This is a genomic window from Streptomyces sp. A2-16, assembly GCF_018128905.1.
GTDB lineage: Bacteria > Actinomycetota > Actinomycetes > Streptomycetales > Streptomycetaceae > Streptomyces.
This window is the reverse complement of the sequence record NZ_CP063808.1, coordinates 2,525,842-2,538,181: the sequence shown is the minus strand read 5'-3', so window position 1 is coordinate 2,538,181 and position 12,340 is coordinate 2,525,842. Positions and strand designations below refer to the sequence as shown.

The following is a 12,340-nucleotide window of genomic DNA, read 5'->3' as shown; positions in this document are numbered from 1 at the left end:
AGTGGTCTCTCCCAAGGTCGTGGAAACGGTCCCCGGCACGGCGGAGGCCGGGCCGGGGACCGGGGCGGTGTGCCGGTCAGTGCGCGGCGTCGACTTCGTAGACCGCGAACGGCACGGGTCTGCGGGTGTCGCGGTAGGCCCGCAGCGGGGCGGTGTCCGCGCGGTGCGAGGCGCCGGACTCCCAGGCGTCGAACGCCTCCCGGCCGGCCCAGCGGCTGAGCACCACCAGGGACGTCGGGTCGTGGGGGCTGCGCAGCAGTTCGTTGCCGAGCAGCCCGGGCACCGTCGCGAGCCGGGTGCTCACCTCGTGGTAGGCGGCGCGGACGGCGGCCAGTTCCCGTTCGTCGTGGGCGGCCTGATAGACCATCACCCGCACTTCAGCCGTCATGGACCGCCGCCGCCCTTCCCTCGATCCGGGCGACGATGTCCATCGTGTGGAAGGAACCGCCGGACCTGAACGGATGGAGCTTCGCGCGGTGCCGCAGGTGCTCGGGGCTGTCCTCGAAGGAGCGGAACCCGGCCTCGTCCACCCAGTCGCTGACGATCCAGTAGACGCGCGGCTCGGCGGTGTCCCTGGCCAGCCACTGGCCGAGGCACGCGGGGTGCCCGGTGACCGCGTCGGTCCCGCCGAGCCACTCCGCCTCGAACGCGGCGGCCGCGGCCTGCTCCACCTCCATGCGGAGCACGACCCGGAAGCCCATCAGGAGATGCCTCCGTCGACGCTGACGGTCGAACCGGTGACGTACCGGGACAGGTCGCCGGCCAGCCACAGCACCGCGCCCGCCACCTCCTCGGGCAGGCCGAGCCGGCCGAGGGCGGTCTTCGCGCTGTACCGCTCGATCATGAGGCGCCGGTCCGCCTCCGGCAGCGCGTGCAGGTTCTCGGTCTCCACCACGCCGAGCGCGACCACGTTGAAGCGGATGCCCCGGGGCCCGAACTCCTTGGCCAGGGAGCGGTTCAGTCCCACGAGCGCCGCCTTGGTGGCGGTGTAGTGCGAACGCAGCGGTATGCCGGCGTCCACCGCCTTGGACCCGATGCTCACCACGGAGGATCCCGCCCGCAGCAGCGGCAGGGCGTGCTGGACGACGAGGTGGACGGCGGTGAGGTTGGTGGCCAGGATGCGCTGCCATTCGTCCAGCGAGAGCTGCTCGTACGGGATGTGGCTGATGGCTCCCGCGTTGTTGACGACCAGGTCCAGGACTCCGCCGTGGGCCTCGCGCACCTGTTCCAGCAGCCGGGCGACGCGCACCGGCTGGGTCAGGTCGGCCTGGACCACGAGGTGGTCGCCGCCGATCTCCTTGAGCTCCCGTTCCAGGGAGGCGACGTGCTCGCTCTCGCTGCGGTAGCAGGTGACGACGTCCGCTCCGGCACGTGCCAGGGCGAGCACGATGCCCCGGCCCACACCTCGGGTGCCGCCGGTGACCAGGGCCTTCTTGCCCCTGAGACCGAGATCCATGGTTGCCTCGTTTCTTGGTAGAAGCCCCGGAGTTCCGTCGGTACGGGTCCGGACGGGCTCGTGGGGAGGGTCGTCACAGCAGGGTGGTCAGGGCGACGCAGTTCACGGCGAAGGCCGCGATGCTCAGCACGCTGCGGCGCCGGTTCCAGGGGCCCCAGCTGGGCCGGGGGTCGAGTCGTGCGAAGTCGGGCGGCAATCGGTCCGGGTCGATGGTCCGGATCCACTTGTTGACCGGGACGTTCTTGGTCACCGAGATGGCCACGGTGGCGGCGGCCGCCAGCGCGCCCGCCCCGAAGAGCAGCCGCGCGGCCGTGTGGGGTGCCGTGAGGGCGAGGACGCCGTCGCCGAGCACGGTGCCGAGCAGGCAGATCGGCATGGCGGGGTCGTAGCGGGTGGCGAAGAAAGCGTGGGCGTGCACGTAGCGGTCCGGGGGGAGGGCGGCGAGCAGCGGCCACCCGCCCAGCTGGGTGCCGAGGAGGACTCCGGCGGCGAGACCGTTCAGCAGCACGACCACCGGGGCGAGCACGGGGATCATCGTGGCCTCCGCGGTGTCAGACGGCGGCGCGGGCGGCCGCCTCGACCTTGTCCTTGATGAGCCGCATCTGCACCGCGGTGCTGCGGTTGAGGTGTTCGGTCATCGCCTCGTCGGTGACCGGGGCCTCGGGCTTCATGCGGAAGTCCTGGATCCAGCGCATCCGGATCCCGCCGCCGTCGGCCCGGGTGTACTCCCAGCGCAGGTTCATGTAGGCGAAGGGCCCGGTCTCCACCCGGTGGGCCACGACGGTGCGGGTCACCGGGTCGGGGGTGCGCCGTGAGACCCAGGACCAGACGTTGCCGTCCTCGTCGGGGTGCATGGTGAGCCGGAAGGTGACCGTGTCGCCGTCGCGCTCCAGGATCTCGGCGGCGGCGTACTCGCTGAACAGGTTCGGCCAGTCGGCCACGTCGTTGGTGGTGTCCCAGACGAGGTCCATGGGTGCCTGGATGACGATCGAGTTGTCGGTGTGGCCTGCCATTGCGGTTCTTCCTTCCGGTACGGGGTGCCGTGACGGGTGCTCAGCGCCCGAGGACGAGGGCGGAGACGAAGCCGCCGTGCCCGCGGGCGAGGACGAGGGCGTGGCGCAGGTCGGCGGTGCGCGGTTCGCCGGTGACCAGGTCGATGTCACAGCCCGGCGCGAGGGCGGTGACCCCTGCGGTGTGCGGAACGACGCCGTCGCGCAGGGCCAGCAGGGCGGTGGCGGCGTCGAGGGCACCGCCCCCTCCGTAGAGCCGCCCGGCCAGGACCTTGGGGACGGTGACCGGGACACCGCGCGGACCGAAGACCTCACTGATCGCCTCGGCCTCGGCGCGGTCGGCGGCGGGCACCGCGGCGCCGTCGGCGAAGACCACGTCGATCGCACCGGGTTCGAGGCGCGCGTCCGCCAGCGCCTTCAGCACGGTGCGGCGCAGCGCCGGGGGGCGGTCGCTGCCCGGGGGCGGGTCGAACCCGGCCGCGTATCCGAGGACGGTGCCGTAGGGCTGCCCGGCGCCGCGTTCGCGGGCCGCGGCTGCGTTCTCCAGGACGAGGATGGCGCCGCCCTCGCCGGGCAGGTGTCCGGCGGCCGCGCGGTCGAAGGGCAGATAGGCCCGGGCCGGGTCGGGGACGGTGGAGAGCGTGCCGGCGGCGAGCTGGGCGGTTAGGCCGTAGGGGCACAGGGAGGCGTCGGTGCCTCCGGTGAGGACGAGCCGGGCCCCGCCCCGGGTGAGTCGTCGGGCCTGCCCGACGGCGTCGAGGCCGCCGGCCTGCTCGGCGCAGAGCACCCCGCACGGGCCGCGCATGCCGTGCCTGATCGAGAGCTGCCCGGTGGTGGCGGCGTAGAACCAGGCGATCGACTGGTAGGCCCCGACCCAGGACGGGTCGTGCTGGTAGAGCGCCTCCATCTCGTGCTGGCCGAACTCCGTTCCGCCGGAGGAGCTGGAGGTGACGACCGCCATTTCGTACTCGGGCAGTTCGGCGGGGTCGACGCCCGCGTCGGCGAGTGCCGACTCGGCGGCCGCCAGCGCCAGATGGGTCCAGTGGTCGGTCTGCGGGATCAGCCGCCCGGGCACCCGCTCCTGTGCCGAGAAGCCGGGCACCTGCCCGGCCAGCCGGACCGGGTAGGGCTCGGGATCGAAGCGTTCGATGCGCCCGATGCCGGACTTGCCCGCCAGCACGGCGGACCAGTGGGCCTCGACACCGATGCCGGTGGGGGCGGTGATGCCGAGTCCGGTGACGACGGGCGCTTCGGGCCGGGCCGCCGGGGTCGGTCGCAGGCTCATGTCAGCTCCCCTCGTAGTCGACGACACCGGGCCGGGTCAGCACCATGGCGCTCTGGAAGCCGCCGAAGCCGCTGCCCACGGTGAGCACCACGTCGGTGGCCTGCTCCCGGGCGGTCAGCGGTACGTAGTCGAGGTCGCACTCCGGGTCGGGGTGGTGCAGGTTGGCGGTCGGGGGGATCACCCGGCGGTCCAGAGCGAGGGCGCAGGCGGCGATCTCCAGGGAGCCGATGGCGCCGAGCGAGTGGCCGATCATCGACTTGATGGAGCTGACGGGGATCCGGCGGGCGTGGTCGCCGAGGCTGCGTTTGAAGGCGGCGGTCTCATGGCGGTCGTTCTGCTTGGTCCCGGAGCCGTGGGCGTTGACGTAGTCCACCGCAGTGGGATCGAGCCGGGCCTGGTCCAGGGCGACCCGGATCGCCTCGGCCATCTCCCTGCCGTCGGGCCGCAGCCCGGTCATGTGGTACGCGTTGCTGCGGCCGGCGCTGCCGACGATCTCCGCGTACACATGGGCGCCTCGCGCCTCGGCCGCCGTCTTCTCCTCCAGCACCAGAACGGCTGCGCCCTCGCCGAGGACGAAGCCGCGGCGGTCCCGGTCGAAGGGGCGCGAGGCGTGTTCGGGGTCGTCGTTCATGGGTGTGGTGGCCCGGATGGCGTCGAAGCAGGCCGCGCTGATCGGCGAGACGGGGGCGTCGGTGGCGCCGGCGACGGCGACCTCGGCGCTGCCTTCCTCGATCAGCTGGACGGCGTGCGCCACGGCGTCGATGCCGGAGGTGCAACCGGTGGAGACCAGGGCGACCGGTCCCTCCGCGCCGATCTCCCGGGCCACTTCCACCGCGAGGGTCGAGGGCACCATGTAGCCGTACAGGTGCGGCACCGCGTAGGCGTGGTCGACGAGCCACTGCCTGCCGTGGTCGCTGAGGACGACGTACTCCTCCTCAAGGCCCATGGTGCAGCCGACCGCGCTGCCGAGGCCGACGGCAATGTCCTCCGGGGCCAGCGCGGCGAGGTCCAGGCCGCTGTCGGCGAGTGCCTCGCGCGCGCAGACGACGGCGAACTGGGCCGCCCGGTCCGTGCGGCGGATCTGCCGGGCCGTCAGTCCGGCGGCCTCCGGGTCGAAGTCCACCTCGGCGGCCACCTGGGAGCGCAGTGCGGCCGGGTCGAACAGGCTGATCCGGCGGGTGGCGGTACGGCCGGCGGTGAGCAGGTCCCAGAACGCCTCGCGGCCGACCCCGCCGGGGGCCACCACACCGATGCCGGTGACCACGGCCCGCCGCGGGCCGGCCCGGTGCGCGGTGGTCACGGCGTCCCGCCGACCCGGGGATCCCCGGCCTGCGGGTGCTGGACCTGTTCGGTGTCCACGTGCCCGAGTTCGGGGCGGGGCGCGAGCGGGGACAGGTGGAAGACGCAGTGCGCCACCGTGTCGCCGGTGTTGACCAGCCGGTGGCGGACTCCGATCGGGACGAGCAGCGAGTCCCCGGCGGCCAGTGCGACCGGCTGTCCGTCCATGGTCATCTCCAGCTCGCCGGAGACGATGTGCAGGAACTCCTCCGAGTACGGGTGGTAGTGCTCGCTGACGAAGTCGCCGGGGGCCAGCTCGAGCCGGCCGCCGAAGCCGGAGGTGCAGGCCACGGTCTTCGGGCTGAGGGTCACCCGGATGTCGCCGCCTCGCCGGGTGTTGGCCTCGACGTCGGCGGCAGTGACCCTGACCGTGCGGGTGAGCGTGGTGGGGCGGTCGGCCGTGGGGGTGGCGGTCACAGGATCCGCCCCCCGTCGCCGGTCCACACGTAGAAGGGGGTCGCCATGGCGTCCTTGGGTTCCTTCCAGTCCGGGTCGTAGGGGTGGACACACTCCGCGAGCCGGGTGTTGACGTCCTCGTACAGGGGGTGGCTGCGGGCCCGGTAGAGGTTGGGGGAGATGTCCTGGTCGGCCTCGACGAGGTGGAAGTACAGGTCGTGGAAGCGGAAGAGGGTCCGCCGGGAGACCCCGATCATGTGGGGCAGGTCGGTGGCGTCCGAGTCGCCGAAGATGGTGGCGATGTCGTCGGTCCGCCCCGGGCGCAACTTCGCCACGATGAGGGTTCGATGCACTGCTGGCCTCCTGCCAACCGGTTACCGGAAATCGGCTCCGTGGCACCGTCGCAGCGGCTGCTGGAATGCCGCTCGAAAGCGCGTACAGGACGGCGGCCGCGGCGTCCCGGACGCTCCAGGTGGACACGAGCGGGCTCTGCTGGCATGGCTCTGCCCTTACGTCCAGCTCCCGAACAGGAGTGGCCCATGCCGTTCGCCGCCGTCACCTACGACGTCAAGCCGGGGTTCGAGGAGGAACTCGCCGAGATCTTCCGCACCTTCCGCCGGGTGAAGTCGGACCAGGTCAGGGACGAGACCGGCGCGCGGGCCGGCCGGATCCTGTCGACCGCCGTGTTCGTCAGGGACGCCACGCTGGTGCGCGTGATCGAGTACGAGGGCGATCTCGACGCGGTGGCCCGTCACATGGCGGCGCAGCCGGGGGTGCGGGAGGTGGAACGGAAGCTGAAGCCCTATCTGAGCAGGCCGCGGGAGACCGACACGGTGGAGGGCTTCGTGGCGACGTTCCGGCGCAGTCTGCTGCGCACCGTCGCCCAGGTCTCGGTCCGCGACCGGCAGCCCGCCGCGGGCTGAGGCGCACGGAGGCGGCCCGGAACCCCTGGGTTCCGGGCCGCCTCCGTGCGCGGGACGCGTCAGGCCGTCAGCGCAGGGCGACCGCCGCCGCGTTGACGGCGAGGGCCGCGACGGCGAGGGCGGTGCGCAGCAGGTGCCAGCGCCGCCACAGCGGGCGCGGGTCGGTCCAGTCGTCCGGCAGCCGCCGGGTGTCGGTGACCGCCTTGACGCGCCGGTTGATGGGCACGTTCGCCAGGTGGGACACCGCGGAGACACCCAGCAGCAGCACCGCGGCGGCCACCGCGAGGGCGCGGGCGGTGCCCGTGGACCACACGGCCAGCAGGGCGTCCGCGGCGGTCGAGGTCAGGACGATGACCGGCATGGTGGGGTCCCAGTTGCGGCCGAGCAGCTGGTGGGCGTAGACGTAGGTGCCGGTCGGCATCGCGAGGAGGGCCGGCAGGACGCTCACCGCGACCGCGAACAGCACGCCGGCGGTGAGCCCGCTGCCGAGCAGCACCAGGACCCCGAGAGTCACCGTCATCCGCTCACGTCCGGGTGGGGTGGGTGTCGATCGTCAGCTGGGAGACCGACCGCATCAGGGCGTTGCGGAAGTACTCCTGGAAGCCCTCCGCGGTGGCGGTTTCACGCCGCTCGGCGAGGAAGGGTGCCAGCCGCTCCTCCAGCAGGTGCACGCCCTTCTGCCCGGCCATGTGCCGGCCCACGGCGGCGAAGTCCCCCTCGTAGTGGATGACACGGACCATGACGTCGTCCTTGACGAACACCCCGGTGCCCAGCAGCCGGCCGGACGGAGTGCCGTTCTCGGCGCCGAACTCGGGGGTGTCGACTCGTTGGAAGGCGGCGAAGATCTCGGCGATCTCGTCCTCGTGCCCCGGCCGGACCCGGTAGGTGATCGCTGCGTACGGCATCAGGCGGCCTCCGTCCGCAGTCCGGCGTTGATCAGCCGCAGCAGCAGCCGAGGGGTCTCCACGGCCGTCACGTCCTCGTCGGCCAGTTCGACGCCGTACTCGCGCTTGACCAGGCCGGCCACCTGCAGCAGGGCGAGGGAGTCGTAGCCGAGGTCCAGGAACGTCAGGTCCGAGACGTCCTGCGTCCCCAGATCCGCCGTCTCGATGTCACCGGCGCTGTCGCGCAACAGCGCGGTCAGGTCCTCCATGGTGAGCTCGTTCATCGCGGGGTTCCTCTCGTGGCTCGTCGTCGGGTCGGTGCCGCGGCGCGCCGGTCCGTCGGCGCGCCGCTCCGGTGGGAAGGCGGCTCACCCGGCTCGCAGCAGGCTGCGTGACCGGGGTTCGGCGGGCAGGTCCAGTGCGGGGTCGGAGTCGAGCAGGGCGCTCTGCAGTTCCCGCAGTTCGGGGGAGGGGTCGAGGCCCAGTTCGGTGTTGAGCACGGTGCGCAGCCGCTGGTAGGTCTCCAGCGCGGTGCTGCGGCGTCCGGCCCGGTGCAGGGCGAGCATCAGTTGGGCGTGGTAGCCCTCGTGCAGCGGGTACTGGTCGGCGAGCCCGGACAGTTCGCCGACCAGCTCGTGGTGGCGGCCCAGGCTCAGGTCCGCCTCGATCCGCCGGCTGAGGATGCTCAGCCGGGACTCCTCCAGGCAGCGGGCCTCGGCCTCCAGTCGCGGGCCGCGCTGGACGTCGGCCAGGGCCGGGCCCCGCCACAGGTCGAGGGCCTGCCGGAACGCCAGGGACGCGGCGGCGCGGTCCCCGGCCTCCATCGCGCGGTGGCCGCGTCGGGAGAGCCGGTCGAACTCCACCGAGTCGGCCGATCCGCCCCCGGTGTCCAGCAGATAGCCGCCGGGTTCGGTGACCAGGACGCTCTTGTTGCCCAGCGGCAGGTCGCCGTGGGGCGTGTCGCCGAGCGCGGCGGAGATACGGCCCCGCAGTTGCAGGACGTAGGTCTGGAGGGTGGTCTGCACGCTTCGGGGCGGACGTTCTCCCCACACCTCCTCGATCAGGGTCTCGACCGGGACGAGTCGGTTCGGACAGGCCGCCAGCAGCGCCAGGACGGTCCGTGGCTTTCTCGCCGTGGGTACGACTGGTTGTCCCGAGAGTTCGACCTTGAGCGGACCGAGCAGACCGATGTCCACGGTGAGTCCTCCTTGGGGTGGGTGGGGGTCAGCGCCCGGCCGGGACGGCGGTAGCCGCTGCGGCCAGTGGTTCGAGCAGCTGCCCGACGAGGCGGGGCAGCGCGGGCTCCCGTACGAAGAAGTGGTCGCCGGGAAGGACGTGCATGCGGAACGCGCCGGTGGTCCAGCGTTGCCACCCCGCGACCGCGGCGGGGGCGGCGACCCGGTCCCGCCGTCCGGCGAAGGCCCAGAGCGGGCCGGGCACCGGGCGGTGTGAGCGCGCCCGCAGGGCGCGGCAGAGCCGGAGATCGTCGCGGGTGGTGGCGAGTGTGCTGCGCAGCAGGGCCGGCCGGGCCTCCAGATCGGCGGGGACACCGCCGGCCGCCCGCAACGCGGCGAGCAGCCGGTCGTCGGTCAGGTCGCCGTCGTCGGTCAGGTCGCCGTCGTCGGTCAGGCCGTTCGGCAGGTGCGGCGGCGCGCAGGCGCCCAGGAGCAGCGCCCGTGGCGGTCGCCCGCCCGCCGCGAGGCGGTGCTCCGTGTAGCCGTGGGCCACCAGGGCGCCGAGGCTGTGCCCGTAGAAGGCGTACGGTCCCTCCTCCAGCAGCGCGCCGAGGTTGTCGTCGAGGTCCTGGAAGAGGACCTCGGGTTCGGTGATGCCGGCTTCGGCGCGCCGGCTCTCCCGGCCGGGCAGCCGCACGGGCACGACGGAGAACGCCGGGCCGAGGCGGCGCGTCCAGCCGGCGAAGGCGGAGGCGCCCGCTCCGGCGTGGTGGAAGCAGTAGAGGGTCAGGGAGGTGCCGGTGCGCGGCCGGGCCGCGAGGTACTGGTTCACAGGAGTCCTCTGCCGTGGGACGGCGCCGCCCGGTCCGGCCGGGTGCGGGCCGCGACAGGGAGCGGTGTCGGCGCGTGGGTGAACGAGTTCGGCCGAGTGGCACGGGCGGCGTGCGAGCGGGGGGGGGGAGCCGCGACCGTGCGGGTGAGGGGACGGGTGTGGGGTAGTTGTGGGGTTGGATGCGGGGTGCGGTGCCGGATCGCGACGGTCTTCGATGCCGTGTCCGACTGTCTGGAGCTTGCCATCCGGCAGCGGCCCGCGGACAGTGACGCCCTCAGGAATCGGGCAGGAGGAAGACTCACGCGAGGACCGTGAGATTCTCACGGTCGCTCGCCATTGCGGCAGGTCCAGGCCGGTGTCCGCCCGGAGCGGCCCGTGGGCGTCCGCAGGCGGTGGGGCCGCGTGGACCAGTCCGTGTCGGGAAAGCGCGCTCGGTGGGTACCTAGCTCTGCATGACACCTGAGCGATCCGCCCCTGCGGTGCCCACGGCCACCTACCGGCTCCAGCTGCAGCCCGAGTTCCCGTTCGCGGCCGCGGCGTCCGCTGTGCCGTACCTGGCCTCGCTCGGTGTCTCGCACCTGCACCTGTCCCCCGTCCTGGAGGCGGTCCCCGGTTCGTCGCACGGCTACGACGTCGTGGACCACACGCGCGTGCGCGAGGAACTGGGCGGCGAGGACGGGCTGCGGGCGCTGTCGCGCACCGCGCGGGAGCACGGGCTCGGCCTGGTGGTGGACATCGTGCCGAACCACATGGCGATGGCTCCGCGCCACAACCGCGCCCTGTGGGAGGTGCTGCGGGAGGGCCCGAAGTCGCCGTACGCGCGCTGGTTCGACATCGACTGGGAGGCGCAGGGCGGCCAGGTGCTGCTGCCGGTGCTGGGGCGCCCGGTCGGTGCGGAGCTCGGCGACCTCAGGGTGGACGGCGAGGTGCTGCGCTACCACGACCATGTGTTCCCCGTCCGCGAGGGCACCGGGGACCTCCCCCTGCCGCAGCTCCTGGACGCGCAGTGGTACCGGCCGGCGTGGTGGCGGCTGGCCCGTACGGAGCTCAACTACCGGCGTTTCTTCAGCATCTCGGAGCTGATCGGGGTGCGGGTCGAGGACCCCGAGGTGTTCGAGGCGACCCACGCCAAGATCCTCCAGCTGCTGCACGAGGACGTGGTCGACGGGCTGCGGATCGACCACCCGGACGGCCTCGCGGACCCCGACGCCTACCTGCACAGGCTCCACGAGGCGACCGGCGGGCGCTGGACGGTCGTGGAGAAGATCCTCGCGGACGGGGAGCACCTGCCCGCCGCCTGGCCGGTGGCGGGGACGACCGGCTACGACGCGCTCAGGCACCTCGACGGGCTGTTCACGGACCCGGCCGGGTTCGGGGAACTCCTCGGCCAGTACCGGCGGTTCGCGGCCCCGCAGACCGACCGGGGCGGCGACTGGGCCGCGACGGCACGGCGGGCGGCGTACAAGGTGATCACGCACGAGCTGGCCGCCGAGACGGAACGGCTGACCCGGGTGGCGACCCGCCTGTGTGCCGGGTCCCCGGAGCCCGCGCTGCGCGACCGCGCGCCCTGGGCGCTGCGCACCGCCCTGCAGGAACTCCTGGTGCGGATGGAGGTCTACCGGCCCTACGGTTCCTCGGACGCCGCCGCCGTGGTCACCGAGGAGGCCGCGGCCGAGGCCCGGCTCGCCTTCGTGGTCCCCGAGGAGGCGGAGGCCGTCGATGTCGTACGGGATCTGGTGCTGGGGCGGGCCGGTGACGGGCCGGAGCACGAGGAGTTCCGGACCCGGTTCGCGCAGACCTCGTCGGCGCTGCGGGCCAAGTCCGTGGAGGACACGGCGTTCTACCGGTACGTGCCGCTGCTCTCGGCGACCGAGGTGGGCGGGAACCCCGGCAGCCCGGCCGTCGCGCCCGAGGAGTTCCACGCGTACTGCACGCGCGTGCAGCGCGACTGGCCGCTGACGGGGACGGTGGTGTCGACGCACGACACCAAGCGCAGTGCCGACGTGCGGGCCGCCCTCGCCGTGCTCACCGAGTGTCCCGAGTGGTGGGCGGACACGCTGGCCGAGGTGACCCGCGCCGGCGACGGCGTGCCGGACGCGCAGCTGGCGTGGGCGGCCTGGCAGACGGTGTTCGGGCTCGGCCCCGCGGCCCCGGAGCGGGTGCGGGAGGCGCTGCTGAAGCATGTGCGCGAGGCGGGGCTGTACACGAGCTGGACGGAGCAGGAGCCGGCGTACGAGGAGGCGGTGGCGGCGTTCGTCGAGGCGGGGCCGTGCGGGCCGCAGGGCGAGCAGGTGGCCGCGTTGCGAAGCCGTCTCGAGCCGCACATCCGGGCGAACGAGCTGGGCACGGCCCTGGTGCAGCTGACGATGCCCGGGGTGCCCGACGTGTACCAGGGCACGGAGGGCAGGTACCTGGCGCTGGTGGACCCGGACAACCGGCGGCCCGTGCGGTTCCCGCCCGAGGACAGCGGGGACAAGGGCGCGCTCACGGCGGCCGCGCTGCGGCTGCGCCGACGCCGGCCGGACGTCTTCGGGGACGCGGCGACGTACACGCCGCTGTCCGCGGAGGGGCCCTCGGCAGCGCACTGCGTGGCGTTCGCGCGCTCGGGCGAGGTGGTCACCGCGGCGACCCGGCTGTCGCTGCGGCTGGCGGAGGCGGGCGGCTGGGGGGAGACGGTGCTGCCGCTGCCGCCCGGCCTGTGGCGCGATGTGCTGGTCCCGGAGCGGGAGTTCTCCGGGCACGCGCGCGTGGCGGAGCTCCTGGGCGAATCACCGGTGGCGCTGTTGGAGAGAGTCGCCGCGGAGTGAGCGGGGCCGCGCGGGAGCACCGGAGCGGAGTGAGCCGAGCACCAGCGCCGGGGAGTGCGCGCGGCCCGCGCGGGAGCACCGCACCGGCGGCGGCGCCGGCCCGTCGGAGCGGGTGGAGGGGCGCGGGCGACCCCGCTGGTGGCCACCGCCCTACCGGTTGCCGGTAAATGCTTCTGGGCGCCCCCTGGAGGCTCCCCCACGGCGTCCTTGACACCTCAACCAGACCGTGGGGTA

The 12,340-nt window shown here is 73.5% G+C and carries 16 protein-coding genes; 2 read left to right on the top strand and 14 right to left on the bottom strand.

Annotation, left to right across the window (positions count from 1 at the left end; genetic code table 11):
• Positions 1-76: 76 nt before the first annotated feature.
• From IOD14_RS11465 to IOD14_RS11425, 9 genes are all read right to left on the bottom strand, one after another.
• The gene (locus IOD14_RS11465) at positions 77-388 is read right to left on the bottom strand and encodes an antibiotic biosynthesis monooxygenase family protein (protein ID WP_123992301.1); all 312 of its coding nucleotides are present in this window, start codon (positions 386-388) and stop codon (positions 77-79) included.
• On the bottom strand, positions 378-701 hold the full coding sequence (locus tag IOD14_RS11460) for an antibiotic biosynthesis monooxygenase (RefSeq protein WP_123992300.1): 324 nt from the start codon (positions 699-701) through the stop codon (positions 378-380). The genes IOD14_RS11465 and IOD14_RS11460 overlap by 11 nt, the downstream gene beginning before the upstream one ends.
• A complete protein-coding gene (locus tag IOD14_RS11455) occupies positions 701-1,456 on the bottom strand; it encodes an SDR family NAD(P)-dependent oxidoreductase (RefSeq protein ID WP_123992299.1) in 756 nt (251 codons plus the stop codon). The genes IOD14_RS11460 and IOD14_RS11455 overlap by 1 nt, the downstream gene beginning before the upstream one ends.
• 73 nt (positions 1,457-1,529) lie before the next feature.
• On the bottom strand, positions 1,530-1,991 hold the full coding sequence (locus IOD14_RS11450) for a DUF1772 domain-containing protein (protein ID WP_123992298.1): 462 nt from the start codon (positions 1,989-1,991) through the stop codon (positions 1,530-1,532).
• Between the two features lie 16 nt (positions 1,992-2,007).
• Positions 2,008-2,469: an SRPBCC family protein gene (locus IOD14_RS11445; protein ID WP_123992297.1), complete on the bottom strand. Its 462-nt coding sequence runs from the start codon at positions 2,467-2,469 to the stop codon at positions 2,008-2,010.
• Between the two features lie 40 nt (positions 2,470-2,509).
• Positions 2,510-3,751 carry a ketosynthase chain-length factor gene (locus IOD14_RS11440; protein ID WP_212670181.1) on the bottom strand — a complete coding sequence of 414 codons (1,242 nt, stop codon included), beginning with the start codon at positions 3,749-3,751 and terminating at the stop codon, positions 2,510-2,512.
• A gap of 1 nt (position 3,752) precedes the next feature.
• On the bottom strand, positions 3,753-5,051 hold the full coding sequence (locus IOD14_RS11435; protein ID WP_123992295.1) for a beta-ketoacyl-[acyl-carrier-protein] synthase family protein: 1,299 nt from the start codon (positions 5,049-5,051) through the stop codon (positions 3,753-3,755).
• Positions 5,048-5,506 (bottom strand): cupin domain-containing protein, encoded by a 459-nt coding sequence (locus tag IOD14_RS11430; protein WP_123992294.1) that lies wholly within the window; start codon positions 5,504-5,506, stop codon positions 5,048-5,050. Before IOD14_RS11430 ends, IOD14_RS11435 begins: the two co-directional genes overlap by 4 nt.
• A complete protein-coding gene (locus IOD14_RS11425; RefSeq protein ID WP_123992293.1) occupies positions 5,503-5,838 on the bottom strand; it encodes a TcmI family type II polyketide cyclase in 336 nt (111 codons plus the stop codon). The genes IOD14_RS11430 and IOD14_RS11425 overlap by 4 nt, the downstream gene beginning before the upstream one ends.
• A gap of 186 nt (positions 5,839-6,024) precedes the next feature.
• Between IOD14_RS11425 and IOD14_RS11420 the strand changes: the two genes are divergently transcribed.
• Positions 6,025-6,408 (top strand): SchA/CurD-like domain-containing protein, encoded by a 384-nt coding sequence (locus IOD14_RS11420; protein ID WP_123992292.1) that lies wholly within the window; start codon positions 6,025-6,027, stop codon positions 6,406-6,408.
• A 67-nt stretch (positions 6,409-6,475) separates the two neighbouring features.
• On the opposite strand, the gene IOD14_RS11415 is transcribed toward IOD14_RS11420, so the two are convergent.
• The 5 genes from IOD14_RS11415 to IOD14_RS11395 form a co-directional block, all read right to left on the bottom strand.
• The gene (locus tag IOD14_RS11415) at positions 6,476-6,928 is read right to left on the bottom strand and encodes a DUF1772 domain-containing protein (RefSeq protein ID WP_123992291.1); all 453 of its coding nucleotides are present in this window, start codon (positions 6,926-6,928) and stop codon (positions 6,476-6,478) included.
• A gap of 4 nt (positions 6,929-6,932) precedes the next feature.
• Positions 6,933-7,313, bottom strand: a complete 381-nt coding sequence (locus IOD14_RS11410) for a SchA/CurD-like domain-containing protein (protein WP_123992290.1) — start codon at positions 7,311-7,313, stop codon at positions 6,933-6,935.
• Positions 7,313-7,576, bottom strand: coding sequence for an acyl carrier protein (locus IOD14_RS11405; RefSeq protein WP_123992289.1), 264 nt, complete (start codon positions 7,574-7,576; stop codon positions 7,313-7,315). The genes IOD14_RS11410 and IOD14_RS11405 overlap by 1 nt, the downstream gene beginning before the upstream one ends.
• Before the next feature lie 84 nt (positions 7,577-7,660).
• Positions 7,661-8,488 carry an AfsR/SARP family transcriptional regulator gene (locus IOD14_RS11400; protein ID WP_123992288.1) on the bottom strand — a complete coding sequence of 276 codons (828 nt, stop codon included), beginning with the start codon at positions 8,486-8,488 and terminating at the stop codon, positions 7,661-7,663.
• Positions 8,489-8,516: 28 nt separating this feature from the next.
• Positions 8,517-9,299: a thioesterase gene (locus IOD14_RS11395; RefSeq protein ID WP_212670180.1), complete on the bottom strand. Its 783-nt coding sequence runs from the start codon at positions 9,297-9,299 to the stop codon at positions 8,517-8,519.
• Positions 9,300-9,751: 452 nt separating this feature from the next.
• On the opposite strand from IOD14_RS11395, the gene treY reads away from it, so the two are divergent.
• Complete coding sequence (gene treY, locus IOD14_RS11390; protein ID WP_212670179.1) at positions 9,752-12,106, top strand: malto-oligosyltrehalose synthase; 2,355 nt, start codon at positions 9,752-9,754, stop codon at positions 12,104-12,106.
• Positions 12,107-12,340 lie beyond the last annotated feature (234 nt).

What these genes read in the sequence shown, in the direction of transcription:
- IOD14_RS11465 (WP_123992301.1), bottom strand. Translation starts at nt 388, where the DNA reads ATGACGGCTGAAGTGCGGGTGATGGTCTATCAGGCCGCCCACGACGAA.
- IOD14_RS11460 (WP_123992300.1), bottom strand. Translation starts at nt 701, where the DNA reads ATGGGCTTCCGGGTCGTGCTCCGCATGGAGGTGGAGCAGGCCGCGGCC.
- IOD14_RS11455 (WP_123992299.1), bottom strand. Translation starts at nt 1,456, where the DNA reads ATGGATCTCGGTCTCAGGGGCAAGAAGGCCCTGGTCACCGGCGGCACC.
- IOD14_RS11450 (WP_123992298.1), bottom strand. Translation starts at nt 1,991, where the DNA reads ATGATCCCCGTGCTCGCCCCGGTGGTCGTGCTGCTGAACGGTCTCGCC.
- IOD14_RS11445 (WP_123992297.1), bottom strand. Translation starts at nt 2,469, where the DNA reads ATGGCAGGCCACACCGACAACTCGATCGTCATCCAGGCACCCATGGAC.
- IOD14_RS11440 (WP_212670181.1), bottom strand. Translation starts at nt 3,751, where the DNA reads ATGAGCCTGCGACCGACCCCGGCGGCCCGGCCCGAAGCGCCCGTCGTC.
- IOD14_RS11420 (WP_123992292.1), top strand. Translation starts at nt 6,025, where the DNA reads ATGCCGTTCGCCGCCGTCACCTACGACGTCAAGCCGGGGTTCGAGGAG.
- IOD14_RS11415 (WP_123992291.1), bottom strand. Translation starts at nt 6,928, where the DNA reads ATGACGGTGACTCTCGGGGTCCTGGTGCTGCTCGGCAGCGGGCTCACC.
- IOD14_RS11410 (WP_123992290.1), bottom strand. Translation starts at nt 7,313, where the DNA reads ATGCCGTACGCAGCGATCACCTACCGGGTCCGGCCGGGGCACGAGGAC.
- IOD14_RS11405 (WP_123992289.1), bottom strand. Translation starts at nt 7,576, where the DNA reads ATGAACGAGCTCACCATGGAGGACCTGACCGCGCTGTTGCGCGACAGC.
- treY (WP_212670179.1), top strand. Translation starts at nt 9,752, where the DNA reads ATGACACCTGAGCGATCCGCCCCTGCGGTGCCCACGGCCACCTACCGG.